Raw genomic sequence first — 13575 nt, forward strand, 5'->3', positions numbered from 1 at the left:
ATGGACTTTGGCTACACCGAAGAGCAGCAGATGCTGCTCGACACCACCCGCCGCTTCGTCGGCAAGGATTACGGCTTCGAGGCGCGGCGCAGGATCAGGGAAAGCGCGCCCGAGGGCTTCTCGCGCGAAGCCTGGCAGAGCCTGGCCGACATCGGCCTCTTGGCGCTGAACGTGCCGGAAGCGGAAGGCGGCCTCGGCGGCAGCGCCATCGACACCATGCTGGTGATGAACGCCATCGGCGAAGGCTTGCTGCTGGAGCCGTACCTGGCCAGCGCGGTGCTGGCCACCCGCGCCATCGCCCTGCTCGGCAGCGGCGAGCAGGGCGCCGAGCTGCTGCCGGCGCTGGCCGCCGGCGAGAAGATCGCCACCCTGGCGCATGACGAGCCGGCCAGCCGCTTCGACTGGCGCAGCATCGAGACCCGCGCATGGCGCGTCGGCAGCGGCTATGTGATCACCGGCCACAAGAGCGTGGTGCCGCATGGCGGCAGCGCCGACCTCCTGCTGGTGACGGCGCGCCTGGCGGCGGTCGGCGAGCATGGCCCGATGGCGGTGTTCGCCGTGCCGCGCGAACTGGCCGGCGTGAAGACGGTGCCGTTCAATACCATCGACGGCACCCGCGCCGCCGAGGTCTGGCTGAATCAGGCCTTCCTGCCGGAATCGGCGCTGCTCGGCAATGGAGGCCATGAGGCCGGCGACGCGGAAGGCGCGCTGGAGCAGATCATTCAGGCAGGCATCGCGGCAGTGTGCGCCGAAGCCGTCGGCGCGCTGGACAAGCTGCTCGCCGCCACCGTCGAATATGCCCGCAACCGCAAGCAGTTCGGCCAGCCGATCGGCAAGTTCCAGGCGCTGCAGCACCGCATGGCCGACATGGTGCTGCACATCGAGCAGGCGCGCTCCATGAGCTTTCTCGCGGCGGTGCGCTGCGCGGATGCCGATGCTGCGGAGCGCCGGCGCGCCCTGTCGGCGGCCAAGGTGGTGGTGGGACAGGCCTGCCGCTTCGTCGGCCAGCAGGCGGTGCAGCTGCACGGCGGCATGGGCGTCACCGACGAACTCGACGTCAGCCACTACTTCAAGCGGCTGATGGCCATCGAGCTGCAGTTCGGCAGCACCGACACCCACCTCGAAGCCTACGCCAGCCAGCTGGCGTAAGGCCATGGCGACCCGGCTGCCGCGCGCGTTCTACCAGCGCGACACCATGCAGGCGGCGCGCGCGCTGCTGGGCAAGGAACTGGTGCATGTGGTGGATGGGGAGGCGCGCCGCGCCCGCATCGTGGAGACCGAAGCCTATGTCGGCGTGCACGACCTGGCTTCGCATTCTTCCAAGGGCGTCACGAAACGTACCGAGGTGATGTACGGGCCGCCCGGGGTTGCCTACGTCTACCTGATCTATGGCATGTACCACTGCATGAACGTGGTCACCGAGCCGGAAGGCAAGGGCTGCGCGGTGCTGCTGCGCGCCGTGGAGCCGCTGGCAAACGTCGAAGGCAATACCCGCGGACCCGGCCTGCTGTGCCGGGCGATGGGCATCGATCTGACGCTCAACCGCTGCGCCATGGATTCGGACGCCTTCCACATCCTCGACGCGCCTGAGGTGCCGTCACGTCAGATCGTCAGCCGGCCGCGCATCGGCGTGGCCTATGCAAGGGATTGGGCGGAGAAGGAACTGCGCTTCTACATCGCCGGCAATCCCTTCATCTCGAAGAAATAAACCAGCGTCAAGGATTGTTGGGCGGCGTGGTCGGCACGTCGGCGCGGGTGGTGCTGCCCTTTTCCTCGTCTTCCTTGCCGCCCTCCGGCCCGGGCTGCTCGCCGGTGCCCGGCTGGGCCACGCCGACGTTCTCCAGCGAATCGCCTTCCGGCGGCGGCACCAGCACGCCTCTATCGTTGGGATGGGGTTTCTGCTGCGGAGATGGTTGCGCCATGAATGACTCCTTGCCATGTTTCCCGGTAGACGCCATCAGCCCGGATTGGTTCGGGTGAACATTCGCGCGCGGCGCTCATCCAAGCGGTTTTGGATCGGAGAACGCCATGAGCGATCGATTTCCGCCGGGACAGGAACCGGAAGCCAGGGATAAGGACGAAAACATCGTGAAGCATCCGCTGCGCACCGGCCTGCCGCCCGGCGTCAGTCCGGATGAAGCGCGCAATCCCGGCGCAAAGCCGCCCGGCACGCCGGGCAGCACCGAGCCGCCGGTGGAGAATCGTTCCTGAAACACATGCGGGTCGTCAGCGCATGCGCTGCAGCGCGGTGATGCTCCATTCGAAGGCATCGAGCTGCATCAGGTAGAGCTCGCCGCAGGACAGGCGAAAGAAGTCGAGCAGCGGTACCAGCATGGTATCGCCCTTCTCCGTCCATTCGGTGTGCTGCGCCAGCTGCAGCAGGCGGCCGAAGAAGCCCTTGCGCTCCAGCAGCGCCTCGGCCACCTCTTCCACCACCGGCATCTGCTGCAGCAGGTCCACCATGGGCATGCCGAACAGGGCATCCATCAGCGACATGATGCCGACGGTGAAGGCGGTATCGGCCATGCTCAGGTTGCCCGGATAGACATGCAGGGCGACGCGTTCCAGCAGGCGGCCGCGATTCAGAGCCTGCAAGGTCAGCGCGGAATCCGTCCGTCCCGCCGACTGCGCATACAGCAGCACCTGCAGGCATTGGGCCAGCTTCTGGCGGCCCATGACCATCAACGCCTGCCGGATCGAATCGATGCGGCGCGAGCCGGCGGCCGCGCTGTTGACCAGCCGCAGCAGATGCAGGCCGAGCGTGACGTCGGTCTTGACGCAATGCTCGAGTTCGCCGATGTCGGCATCGCCATTCACCAGGCGGATCATTTCCGTCAGGGCGATCTGCGACGGCGCCATGGCGGCGCCGGGCTGGGGCTGGGCGAAGAAATACCCCTGGAACTGCGCGAAGCCGAGCTTGCGCGCCACCTCGAACTGCACCCGGGTATCGACATGCTCGGCCAGCAGCATCCTGCCCTTGCCCGCACAGGCGCGGACCAGCGCCGGCAATTGCTTCGCATCGCGGCCTTTCAGGTCGATGCGCACCACGTCGATCAGCGGCAACATGGCCTGCAGTTCCGGCGTATCGGCCTGCACTTCCAGCGCCAGCCGGAAGCCGCGGTCTTTCAGTTCGCGCAGATGGACCAGCAGTGCCGGCGAGGGCGCCATGGTGGCGGCGATGGTGGGGACCAGCCAGTGGGCATCGGCATGGCGCAAGCCGTCTCCGGCAAGCAGTTCCATGTCCATCGCGAGATAGGCGGGATGCTGGCCGCATAGGTGCGGCATCCTGCCATGGATGGCATCCAGTTCGGCGCTTTCGCCGCCTTCGGGAAGCTGGCGGGAGGCCGGGCTCAGGCCGCCGGCCAGATGGCAGAACAGGAAATCGAAGGCCGCCAGTTTTTCCTCGCGCGTGACCACCGGGCGCCGCGCCATGAAAAAGTCGGATCCGGACGAGATGCGATAGGCTGCGCAAAACATGACGGATGTGCTCATGGCGGTTTCCTGTAGCCTCCGATTGCCGGCGATCATATTCCCGCGCTTTCCGTTCCACATCCCATGATCGCGATACCGCGCCCTGCCCGTGCCGATTAGCAACGGAAACTAAGGCGCCGTGCAGGAAACACGCGTCGAATGCGCTCGGAGGCGTTGTACAAATTGCACATCGGCTTTTACGTTTGTTCAAACGCCTTGCGTCGCAAAAGGGGACAAGGCTTGTCCTTTCGCGCCGGGGCGGGCGCCGGGGCGGGCGCCGGGGCGGGCCGGTCCGACCGGGCGGCCTGCTTGGCGGCGCAGGGAGGGGAAACGGCGGGGCGGTCGACGCTTGGGCATGGCACTTGCACAAGCCTGAGGTTCCGTAGTGCCCAACAACGAATTGGAGGATGCGAATATGAAACCCGGATTTACCGCCGACCTGACTGAAAACATGAAAAGCTTCGGCAACAAGCTGACGCCATCGATCACCAACATGATCCGCATGGACCACAGCCACGTCATGACGACCTTCCACCAGTACGAGATCGATTCCAACCCGAAGACCAAGAAGGCGCTGGTGGCCACCATCTGCATGGCGCTGGAAATCCATGCCCAGCTGGAGGAGGAAATCTTTTATCCGGTGATGCGCAGTGCCGGCACCGACAATGCGGTGCTGAAGAAGAACGTGCCGGAGCATGACGAAATGCGGCGCCTCATCGCCAAGCTGCGCAGCATGGAGCCGACCGACGACGGCTATGATCAGACCGTGATGGATTTGATGCGCGACGTGATGCACCATGTGGCCGATGAAGAAACCACCATGCTGCCGGATGCGGAGCGCGTGCTATCCAGCGAGCGGCTGGGCGAACTCGGCATGGAAATGACCAAGCGCCGCATGCAGCTGGCCACGCCGCGCGCCGGCGAGATCGCCGCCAACGCCTGGCACAGCATGCCCACCAGCTCGATGCTGATGGCAGCCGGCGCGGTGCTGGCCGGCACCTACTTCGCCAAGCGCGCCTTCAATCGGCATGCCTGACGCGGGCCGGGCCCGGCGTCGCTGAACGCCGGTCCGCCGTGGCGGGCTGGGCGGCGCGGGAGGCCGGTTTGAACAGCAGGCCGGAGGCGAAGCTGCCGAGCGGCGCTTCCACCCTGCGCTGGAAGGCGACCGCGGCCGTCACCGACAATCCCCAGGCGGCGATCATTCCGATCGCCTGCACTGCCGGCTGGTGCGGCGCGAAGCGCATGAAGCCGGCGTTCACCACCATGCAGACGGGAAAATGCACCAGGAACAGTGAGTAGGAAATGCGGCCGCCGAAACGCAGCAGCGCCACCGGCGCATGCCCGGTGCCGAAGCGGGTTTCGCCGCGCGTCAGCATCAGGGCGGCCGCAATCGCCAGCGCCAGCAGGATGCGGCCGCGGAAGTCCACCGCCTGGGCGATCAGGGCGAGCGCAAGCATGATGCCGATGAGCAGCCAGCGTCCGCGAGCCGAGCGCTGGCTTTCGCCCGCCCACCAGGCCAGCATGCCGAAGCCATAGCTGCCGATGAAGTAAGGCGCCCAGGCATCCCAGGCAGGATCGCGGTTGAAATACAGCAGCGAGGCGCCGGTCGCACCTGCCACCAGCAGCGGCGCGAACATGGCATGGCGGTCTGCCGCCTGACGGCGGCAGGCCAGCAGCAGAAACAGCATGACCGCATACAGCTGCAAATCGATGGCGATGTACCAGGCGCCGGCCGAGAGGCCGTCGAAGCCGAGCACCGATTGCAGCAGCACGGCATGGGCCGCCAGTTGCGGAAGCGTGGGCGCCGGCGGGATGGAGTCGTGCGAAATCCAGTGACGGGCGATGAACGCAGCCAGCACCGCCAGCAGCACTGCGGCGAAATACGGCGGCACCAGCTTGGCGGCGCGCCTGGCCACCAGCTTCACCGTGCCGGCCAAGCCGGGCGCATCACGCCCTGACAGCGCGCGCGCCAGCATGAAGCCGCTGATCACCAGGAACACTTGCACCGCGAAACGGCCCTTGTCCCCCAGCCAGTCGATCAGCCGCGGCGCCAGCGGATGGGCGACCTCGGACATCGGCCCGTAGAAGCAGAGATGGTGCAGAACGATGAGATGGGAGGCGACCGTTTTCAGCAAGTCCAGGAAGACCAGCCGTTCATCGCGGGATGTAGCCAAGGCAAACTCCAGCCGCAGGATGGAAAAATGAAAAGCCGCAATGGTAACGCTTTTCGAAATCCTGCGCCGAACCACCTGCCCGCCTCTTGAGGTTCGCCAAGCAGCGAGTTGCGCAAGCGGGAAATCGACGGTCGGCGGATGCGCGCGCCTGGCTGCGTTCAGCCTGCCGCTGCGAGCGGGCCGCTCCGGCAGGCATGGCGTTCCCCGACCGCGGCCAGGAGCCTCTCCACGCTCGGCGTCGGGGCATGGAACGGGTAGATGGCATCGAACTCGGCTTCTTCCGTCGGCAGCAGCGCATGCGTCAGGAAGACGAATGCCCGGTCGCCGGCCATCGCTGCGCCGCAATGCGGACAGGTGATCGTGCCCGCTCGATTCCGCCATCCAGGCTGATGCTGAACCGATTAACCTGGAACGGTCGCTTGCAATCCAAGCTGGGGCAGCGCAGAAAATCCATGGTACGGCCTGTCTGTAGGAAATGATGCCTTGGGTTAATCAGCCTCGAAGGATAAGTATTTCACGCGGGCGCGGCTTGAGATGGCACAAGCTTTGACACGGGTTCGGCACCGGCGCAGAGGATTCAGCCCGGGATGTCGCCCGCCTCCCCGCCCTTGAAGTCGGCCATTCGCACCGGGAAGCGGTGCTCGAACTCGTTTTCCTCATCCACTGAAAGCGCATGGGTAAGGAAAATGAAGTTGCGGTCATCGTTGACCGAGAGGCCGCAATGGGGACAAGTGATCTTGCCGAGTTCCATCAGGGTATCGAGCTTGGTGCTGAATCGATTCACCTGAAAGGGACGACTGCAGGAAGGGTTGATGCAACGCCGAAAATACATGATAAGGCTGGACCGAGGAAACAACCGGATGAAGGAATTTACGTCACGGAGCAGCAGTTGGCCGCCTCGATGTTTCCTAGCGTAACGAATCCTTCATGGGACGCATTGACCTCAATCAATTCGTTCAGCACCCTGAAGAAAGGCAGTTGATGGCACTTCGGCAAGACATCGGAATGCGGCGCGGCCTTGCTGCGGAAGAATCCGCGCCGAGCCATCTTCGATCGAGGCGCATCGGAGGCGATGCTGCCGACGCCGTTCGCTGCAATCTGCCATGTCTCCATCGTCGATCAATTGCCGAGCAGGAAAGCCGCCACGACGGCAATGAAGACGATGGCCAGAAGGATGTAGGCAACCAAATCCTCTGCACTCATCATTGACTTCCGGTAGTGAGGTGAAAGACCGGGTCCATTCTTCGCCTCCCGCCGCTTCTCGGGATGAGGCGAATCAAGCGCCGTCCGTCAGGCAATGTAAGTCATGTATCGAGTTGTAAGCGCTGATTGGCTCTTTGCGTTTAATCCGAAGCTGCTGCGCAAGGATCAGAACTTTGCGGGGCTCTTGCCATCTTAGCAATGTCGCTCTCGAGCATTCTTACAAGGAGGCAGGTATGGATTTCATCTGGTTCATCGTGGTCGGCCTGATTGCCGGCTGGCTGGCCGGCGCCATTGTCGGCGGCGTTGGCTTCGGCATTCTGGGGGACATCATTCTCGGCATAGTCGGCGCCTTCGTCGGCGGCTATCTGTTCCGCACCTTCGGCCTGTCTTCGGGCGGCGGCATGCTGGGCAGCATCCTGGTGGCAACCGTCGGCGCCATCGTTCTCGTCGTGCTGCTCAGGCTGATACGCCGAGCGTAGCGTTCCAGCGCAGATGAGCCCGGATGGCCCCGGGCGGGCCATGAAACGGCACTCGCACCGGGCCGCGCATCAGCCCGGCCGCGGAGGCGCCTCAGGCAAGACGGCGCCACCCGCCGTTTCCGTCTGGGTCGACGCATTCCCTCCCCTGGCGCCGAGCACCATCTCGCTCATCCAGCTCACCAGCAAGGCCGTGTAGGCGCGCTGGCTCGCTTCCTGGGACAGGCCATGATCGGCGCCGCTGATGACCCGGTAGGTGAGCGATTTCGGCTGGATGCAGGCCTCCATGTAGTTGACGATCACTTCATGCGGAATGGTGTCGTCGTTCTCCGATTCCACGATCAGCACGTCCCCCTTGAAAGCGGCGCAGGCCCGCAGCGCGCGGTTGTCGCCGGCCTCGATCAGGCTGCGGCGGTAGGATTTCAAATCCTGGTCGTGATGCAATTGCAGCTTGGGCACCTCCCAGCCGCTGTCCATGTAGAGCGCCGGCACCCGCAGCGCCAGCCAGCGCACCGGGCGCAGCTCGGTGAGGATGGCGGCGAGGTAGCCGCCGTAGCTGCTGCCGACCACGGCGATCGAATCCGGATCGATGCCGGGATGGCTGGCGAGACGGTCGTAAGCGGCGAGCACATCGCGCAGATTGTTCTCGCGCGAGACCGTGCCCTGCTGCGGCTGCGTGTCGGCATGGCCGCGCAGATCGAAGGTGAGGCAGAGGCAGCCGAGGGCAGCCACCTGCCGCGCCCGCGCCAGGTACTGCTCCTGGCTGCCGCCCCAGCCGTGCACGAACAGCACGCCCGGAACACGGGTGGATGGCACGACCAGCGTGCCGGCGATGGTCTCCTCATCGACCTGGATATTGAGCTTTTCATCACGTGTCGGCATGCGCGATCCTCGAGTACTTGGTGATATGTCCGATCTTTTCATCCTCGCCCTGAAAATAGACCAGCGCATCGCGCGGCAGGTCGGGCGACTTCCCATAGACTTCGGTGGTGGAGGCGCGCACTGCGCGCAGCCCGGGGTCGGCTGCGAAGGCTTCGAGCGCGGCGATCTCGGCGCCGCTGGCGCCGCCGATGCGCCAGGATTGCTCCAGCACGCCGGAGTGGAAAATGCCGCCGGCATCCCTGCCCTGCGCGATGTCGTAATTGCTGCGCGAGACGAACATGCCGGGAAAGGCCGCCAGCGCCGCCGCGTGATAGATGCGGGACTGCTCGATGGCGGTATGCATGTGCGGCTCCAGCGGCAGGCTGAGCAAGGCATCGAATCCGCCGCGCGCCACCAGCAGGCTGGAGCCGCCGTACACCTCCTGCCCGCGATTGCTTCGCGTCAGGCGCTGGGTGCCGCAATAGGTGGCGACCATGCCGGCGATGACGACCTGCCCAACGCTGCAGGTATCGACCTCGACCAGGTTATGTTCCAGCACCAGCCCTTCCTGCGCCAGCCGCGCCGGGTCGATGGCCTGCAGCTGCGCCCGCAGTTCCTGCGCATCGCCGGCGACCGACTGGCCCAGCCCGCCGATGCCGCTCGGCTTCTTCAAGCGCACCGGGCCGTCTCGCAGCAGCAGTTCGCCCGCATGAAGCGCATCCTCGATCGAAAACACCGTGAACCCCGGCAGCACCGCCGCGCGCACCGCAGCGGGAAAGCGCGAGGACCATTGCGCCGGCGCCGGCGACTTGCCCGGCTGCGGCAGGTCGTGAGTGATGACCTTGGTCGAGGCGAAAAAATGGGGCACGACGCCGCCGAACAGGTCGTGCTCGCATGTAACGCCGAGCCGGGCCGCATCGGCCGCGCTCAGGGTATCGCTCGGCACCATGTACATGCTGCCGTCGTGCGCCTCGCCCGGCGGATGCAGCCCGGCGTAGTCCACGCCCTTCAAGGCTGCCAGACGGCGCGCGAGCGCGCATTGGGTCAGGCATTCATGGCCGTTCGGGCCGGCATTCTCGCGGCAGAAATAGCTGGCCACGGCCCGATGCGCTTTTTGCCGGCCACCGGCATTCTTTACATGCCCGTCGGCGGACTCTTCGCGGGCTAGCGGCGGCACGCTGGCGTGCTGGATGGGTTTCATGGCGAGGCTTGGGACCGCCCTGCATCGGGCGTCCGCGGAAGTGGTTGATGCCCGCCTTGTAGCAAGAACCGCACCCTGCCTTGTTCATTCGGGAATCACACACCCCCGCCGGGTTCGCCTTGCAGCGAATGGCGCGTCCTGGCGACCAGTTCGCGCGCGGTGAGGTCATCGATTTCCTCGAGATAAGTCAGCAGGGATTCGATCAGGCCGGCCATCTCCAGCACCGAGCCGGGATCGACCTGCGCATGGAATCGCGCCAGCGCCTGCGAATCGTCATCCCGCAGTGCGTCGGAACAGGCTTGCTTGATGCTGTCGAGCGCTCGCATGCGTCCTCCAGAATAGGTCAGCGTGGGGAATGGGCGACACCATGCCCATCACTCACCCTCGGACAGCGCATCGAGCCTGGCGTTCTGTGCCGCGCCGCCGTCCTGCAGCGCCGCCATGGCCTCGCGGTCGGTGGCGAAGAAATGGCCCGTGCCGATGGCCTCGATCATGCCGGCGCGCTCGAGCACGTCCCACACCTGCTTCTTCACCGCCGACAGATGGAGCTCCATGCCCTTGCCGCGCAGGTTCTCGTGGAGAGCGGCGAGCATGTCCGCACCGCTGGCATCGATGTCGTTGATGCCGCTGGCCGAGAGCAGCACCCGGCGCGTCTGCGGCCGCGCGGCGCAGGCGGCATTGATGGCGCGCTCCAGGCTGGCGGCGGTGAGGAAGTTGAGCGCCGAATCCATGCGCACCGCGACCACGTCCGGGGACAGCGGCGGCAGCGCGAAGCGGCTGCGGTCGCGCAGCGTGCCGTCGGCATGACGGCCGACCTCGACAATGCGCGGATGCGTGCGGCGGTACAGGAAGGACACCATGGTCAGCGCGATGCCGGCGAAGACGCCCACGTGCAGGCGCGGTGCAAACGCCAGCGTGACGGCGAAGGTCACCAGCGCCACCATGCCGTCGTCGCGCGAGACCCGGAATAGCCGCCGCAGCGCTCCGACATCGATCAGGCTGAACACCGGGACCATGATCATCGCCGCCAGCACCGACAGCGGCAGGTAGCTGACCAGGCCGGTGAGAAACAGCAGCGCCAGCACGACGCAGGCTACCGCGATCAGCGACGCCCAGGCGCTGGTGGCGCCGGCATACAGGTTGAGCGCGGTGCGGGAGAAGGACCCCGATACCGGGAAGGCGCCGGAGAAGCCGCTGGCCACCTTGGCCAGGCCCTGGCCGATCAGTTCCTGGTTTTCGTCCCAGGGCGTGTTCTGGCGTCGCGCCAGCACGCGGCAGCTCGACATGGCTTCGGTGAAGCTGATCACCGCCAGGATCAGCGCCGCGGGCCACAGCATCTGGTGGCTCTCCCAGGCGATCGCCGGCGGCATCGACAACCCCGGCAGGCCGGACGGCAGCGCGCCGACGATGGCGCCGCCATGGCCGCCGTAGTCGACCAACCGGCTGGCGGCGATGCCGGCGATGGTGACGACCAGGATGCCGGGCCAGCGCGGCAGAAAGCGCTTGAAGGCGAGCAGCAGCAACAGCGCGCCGGCGCCGAAGACCATGGTCATCCACGCCGCGGGAGAAGGCGACAGCAGCCGCGCCAGCGACGCCGCCGGATCGGCGGCCGACAGGCGCACGCCGAGCAACTGCGGCAGCTGGGACAGGATGATGATCAGCGCGGCGGCATTGATGAAGCCGGTCACCACCGGCTGCGACACCAGGTAGGCGACTTTTCCCAGCCGGAGGGCGCCGAGCAGGAACTGGATGATCCCGGCGTAGATGGCCAGCCAGATCGCCAGCGCCACCCATTGCGCGCTGCCGGGCGCGGCCATGGGCGAGAGCGTGCCGAAGGTGAGGATGGACGTCAGCGCCACCGGGCCTACCGCCAGCAGCGGCGAGGAGCCCCACAGGATGCCGATCACCGCCGGCAGCAGCGCGGCGTAGAGGCCGGTGTGGGGCGGCATGCCGGCCAGGGTGGCATAGGCCAATGCCTGCGGGATCAGCACCAGGCCGACGCTGAAGCCGGCCCAGAAATCGCGCCGCAGCGCCTCGGCACTCGGACGGGGCCAGCGCAGGAAAGGAAGCAGGCGCGCCAGCGCCGGGGGTAGCTTCAGCAACGTGTCATACCTTCGGAGGGCATCCATGCCGCCGGGCTCCGGCCTGGCGGCATGGCGATGTTGATGTGGCCAGCGGTGGCGTCAGGGCTTGGCCGATTCCAGCGCCGGCTTGCTCTTGTCCCCCTGGCTTTGCGGCGCGACGGTGGCATTCGAGGCACCGGCCATGCATTCGCGCAGGAATTCGCGGCGCTTGGCGCGTTTCAGCTTCTGCTTGCGGGCCTCCGCATTGCACGTCCTCGCCTGCTCCTTCGCATTGCCGGCGGTGGAGCCGCCCGAATCGCCGGGAGCGGCGAAAGCGGCAGCGGAAAAACACAGGGAGAGCAGCATGGCAAGCGCACGGCGCATGGCGGATCCTTTCACGATAAAGATGCATGATTATTTCAACTTTTCCATCTCGTCGCCATGACCGCAGCTACACCGGCGCGGAAGGCCGCGAAGATGATTGAGATTTGTCAATGTTGGCTTGGGCAAAGCTTTCATCATGGCGAAAAAAGGGAGATGACATGGATCAGATCAAGCGCCTGCGGGCGTTGGCCACTCATGCGCTTGAGCGCTATGCCAACGGCACCAAGCTGGGCCAGGAAATGCTATATCCGCAATGGGCGAAAGATGTGCTGGACGTCTGCGACGTCGCGGAAAAGAATCTGCAGACCGATGAGCTGATGGACATCGGCGCCTGGACCTACGGCAGCCAGGTGAAGCTCAACTGAACTGCGCGCCGAGCGCGAAAGAGCGATCTTCGCCCCGTTTCGACGGGGCTTTTTTTTCGGCGTCGGCTTCCCCGCTTCCCTCATCGCCTCGCCGGGTGTTCATCAGTTCGCCGGGCACATCGGCGAACGAGCATCCATGCGCCAGGCTGGATTGCGGGACGATGCCTCGCTAACGGCTCGTGCCGCGAGAGCCAGGTCATGACCTCAGACCCGAAACCGCGCACGACGATGTGCGCTTGCCGGACAAGGCGCATGCGGGATGCACCCGTCCTGCGGCTGATGAAGGCTTGAGAGGAAAGGTCAATGCCGCTGCGACGACAGCCGGAAGAGGCGCAGCGCCGCGAGCATGAATTCAACGAAGGAGGAGTGTTTCTTCAGCTTGATCTTGTTATGCAAGGTGCGTCCCATGGCAGTTCGGCCCGCTTCTGATTGGTATGGGATCCATTATAAAAAGCGAGTGTGACAAGGGCATGACTGCCGTCAAGCGGCGGCCATCCGCCACGCGCATCAGGCCTCCAGCATCAGCTGTATGCCGGTGACCAGCAGGCCGATCTGGGCGATGCGATAGAACCAGACATGGTTGATGCGCTGCTGCAGCCAGTAGCCGGTCCACACGCCGATCGGGATCAGCGGAATCAGCGAGGCGCTGGTCCAGAGATTGGCGCTTGAGAATTGGCCGAGCCAGGCATAGGGCAGCAGCTTCACCGCATTGGTGATGAGGAAGAAGATATTGATGGTGGCGACGTAGGCCACCTTCTCCATGTTCTGCGCCATCAGGTGCATGACCACCGGCGGGCCGCCCGCATGCGCGACGAAGCTGGTGAAGCCGGACGCGATGCCGGCGAAGGAGCCGGTGATGCGCGGCCTGGCATGCGCGGCTTTCTGCACCAGCGCCGGCAGCACCCAGTTGGCGATCACGTAAAGCGTGGAGATGGCGCCGACCAGCAGCCGCACCGCCGCTTCGCTCAGCATGCCGAAGGTGAGCGCGCCGATGGCCACGCCGAGCATGGCACCCGGAAGCAGCAGGCGCAGATGGCTGCTGTCCCATTTGCGGAAATAGAGCCGGATGCCGAACCAGTCGGTCAGGCAGAGTATCGGCAGCATGATGCTGGCCGCGTCGCGCGGCGAGATCACCAGCGCCATCAGCGGCACCGCCACGCCGCCCAGCGCGCCGCCGAAGCCGCCCTTTGAAATGCCGGTCAGCAGCACGGCGGGAATGGCGGCGAGATAGAAGTCGAGATGATAGGGAAGATTCATGGCAGCGCGGCCGCAGCGGAAACCGGCATTCTAAGATGAAACTTCGGGTTCGGCTGCCGCTTGCACGGCGCTTGGCGGCAGTTGCCATGCGGGAGGCCCGGCGGGACGGCGGGCGAAGTG

The 13575-nt window shown here is 65.6% G+C and carries 18 protein-coding genes; 8 read left to right on the plus strand and 10 right to left on the minus strand.

Going from position 1 to position 13575, the window contains the following annotated elements; all coding sequences use genetic code 11:
* Both CHB88_RS06105 and CHB88_RS06110 read left to right on the plus strand, forming a co-directional pair.
* On the plus strand, nt 1-1149 hold the full coding sequence (locus CHB88_RS06105; RefSeq protein WP_089398380.1) for an acyl-CoA dehydrogenase family protein: 1149 nt from the start codon (nt 1-3) through the stop codon (nt 1147-1149).
* 4 nt (nt 1150-1153) lie between these two features.
* A complete protein-coding gene (locus CHB88_RS06110) occupies nt 1154-1708 on the plus strand; it encodes a DNA-3-methyladenine glycosylase (protein ID WP_089398381.1) in 555 nt (184 codons plus the stop codon).
* Between the two features lie 7 nt (nt 1709-1715).
* Here the strand turns inward: CHB88_RS06110 and CHB88_RS24210 are convergent, their stop codons facing one another.
* Nucleotides 1716-1922: a hypothetical protein gene (locus CHB88_RS24210; protein WP_143131138.1), complete on the minus strand. Its 207-nt coding sequence runs from the start codon at nt 1920-1922 to the stop codon at nt 1716-1718.
* A gap of 106 nt (nt 1923-2028) precedes the next feature.
* On the opposite strand from CHB88_RS24210, the gene CHB88_RS06115 reads away from it, so the two are divergent.
* Nucleotides 2029-2211 (plus strand): hypothetical protein, encoded by a 183-nt coding sequence (locus CHB88_RS06115; protein ID WP_089398382.1) that lies wholly within the window; start codon nt 2029-2031, stop codon nt 2209-2211.
* 15 nt (nt 2212-2226) lie between these two features.
* Here the strand turns inward: CHB88_RS06115 and CHB88_RS06120 are convergent, their stop codons facing one another.
* Nucleotides 2227-3492 carry an EAL and HDOD domain-containing protein gene (locus tag CHB88_RS06120; protein WP_176442334.1) on the minus strand — a complete coding sequence of 422 codons (1266 nt, stop codon included), beginning with the start codon at nt 3490-3492 and terminating at the stop codon, nt 2227-2229.
* Nucleotides 3493-3886: 394 nt separating this feature from the next.
* Here CHB88_RS06120 and CHB88_RS06125 point away from each other — a divergent pair, with 394 nt between their 5' ends.
* Nucleotides 3887-4507 carry a hemerythrin domain-containing protein gene (locus CHB88_RS06125; protein ID WP_425436068.1) on the plus strand — a complete coding sequence of 207 codons (621 nt, stop codon included), beginning with the start codon at nt 3887-3889 and terminating at the stop codon, nt 4505-4507.
* On the opposite strand, the gene CHB88_RS06130 is transcribed toward CHB88_RS06125, so the two are convergent.
* A complete protein-coding gene (locus CHB88_RS06130; protein ID WP_245844768.1) occupies nt 4491-5645 on the minus strand; it encodes an acyltransferase family protein in 1155 nt (384 codons plus the stop codon). The genes CHB88_RS06125 and CHB88_RS06130 overlap by 17 nt on opposite strands.
* Before the next feature lie 245 nt (nt 5646-5890).
* Between CHB88_RS06130 and CHB88_RS25530 the strand changes: the two genes are divergently transcribed.
* Nucleotides 5891-6124 carry a hypothetical protein gene (locus CHB88_RS25530; RefSeq protein WP_245844769.1) on the plus strand — a complete coding sequence of 78 codons (234 nt, stop codon included), beginning with the start codon at nt 5891-5893 and terminating at the stop codon, nt 6122-6124.
* Between the two features lie 98 nt (nt 6125-6222).
* Here CHB88_RS25530 and CHB88_RS06135 read toward each other — a convergent pair whose 3' ends face one another.
* Nucleotides 6223-6429: a hypothetical protein gene (locus CHB88_RS06135; protein ID WP_089398386.1), complete on the minus strand. Its 207-nt coding sequence runs from the start codon at nt 6427-6429 to the stop codon at nt 6223-6225.
* 143 nt (nt 6430-6572) lie between these two features.
* Here CHB88_RS06135 and CHB88_RS24215 point away from each other — a divergent pair, with 143 nt between their 5' ends.
* A complete protein-coding gene (locus tag CHB88_RS24215; RefSeq protein ID WP_143131139.1) occupies nt 6573-6854 on the plus strand; it encodes a hypothetical protein in 282 nt (93 codons plus the stop codon).
* 227 nt (nt 6855-7081) lie between these two features.
* Nucleotides 7082-7327: a GlsB/YeaQ/YmgE family stress response membrane protein gene (locus tag CHB88_RS06145; protein WP_089398388.1), complete on the plus strand. Its 246-nt coding sequence runs from the start codon at nt 7082-7084 to the stop codon at nt 7325-7327.
* 69 nt (nt 7328-7396) lie between these two features.
* Here CHB88_RS06145 and CHB88_RS06150 read toward each other — a convergent pair whose 3' ends face one another.
* The 5 genes from CHB88_RS06150 to CHB88_RS06170 all read right to left on the minus strand — a co-directional run bounded on the left by CHB88_RS06150 (nt 7397) and on the right by CHB88_RS06170 (nt 11833).
* Nucleotides 7397-8206: an alpha/beta hydrolase family protein gene (locus CHB88_RS06150; protein ID WP_089398389.1), complete on the minus strand. Its 810-nt coding sequence runs from the start codon at nt 8204-8206 to the stop codon at nt 7397-7399.
* The gene (locus CHB88_RS06155; RefSeq protein WP_089398390.1) at nt 8193-9386 is read right to left on the minus strand and encodes a DUF3182 family protein; all 1194 of its coding nucleotides are present in this window, start codon (nt 9384-9386) and stop codon (nt 8193-8195) included. Before CHB88_RS06155 ends, CHB88_RS06150 begins: the two co-directional genes overlap by 14 nt.
* 95 nt (nt 9387-9481) lie before the next feature.
* Nucleotides 9482-9712, minus strand: coding sequence for a hypothetical protein (locus tag CHB88_RS06160; RefSeq protein ID WP_089398391.1), 231 nt, complete (start codon nt 9710-9712; stop codon nt 9482-9484).
* 48 nt (nt 9713-9760) lie between these two features.
* A complete protein-coding gene (locus CHB88_RS06165; RefSeq protein ID WP_089398392.1) occupies nt 9761-11515 on the minus strand; it encodes a SulP family inorganic anion transporter in 1755 nt (584 codons plus the stop codon).
* Between the two features lie 54 nt (nt 11516-11569).
* A complete protein-coding gene (locus CHB88_RS06170) occupies nt 11570-11833 on the minus strand; it encodes a PsiF family protein (RefSeq protein ID WP_089398393.1) in 264 nt (87 codons plus the stop codon).
* A 158-nt stretch (nt 11834-11991) separates the two neighbouring features.
* On the opposite strand from CHB88_RS06170, the gene CHB88_RS06175 reads away from it, so the two are divergent.
* A complete protein-coding gene (locus CHB88_RS06175; protein WP_089398394.1) occupies nt 11992-12198 on the plus strand; it encodes a hypothetical protein in 207 nt (68 codons plus the stop codon).
* A gap of 507 nt (nt 12199-12705) precedes the next feature.
* On the opposite strand, the gene CHB88_RS06180 is transcribed toward CHB88_RS06175, so the two are convergent.
* Nucleotides 12706-13455 (minus strand): sulfite exporter TauE/SafE family protein, encoded by a 750-nt coding sequence (locus CHB88_RS06180; protein WP_089398395.1) that lies wholly within the window; start codon nt 13453-13455, stop codon nt 12706-12708.
* Between the last annotated feature and the right edge of the window lie 120 nt (nt 13456-13575).

This window comes from Noviherbaspirillum humi (genome assembly GCF_900188095.1).
Classification (GTDB): Bacteria; Pseudomonadota; Gammaproteobacteria; order Burkholderiales; family Burkholderiaceae_D; genus Noviherbaspirillum; species Noviherbaspirillum humi.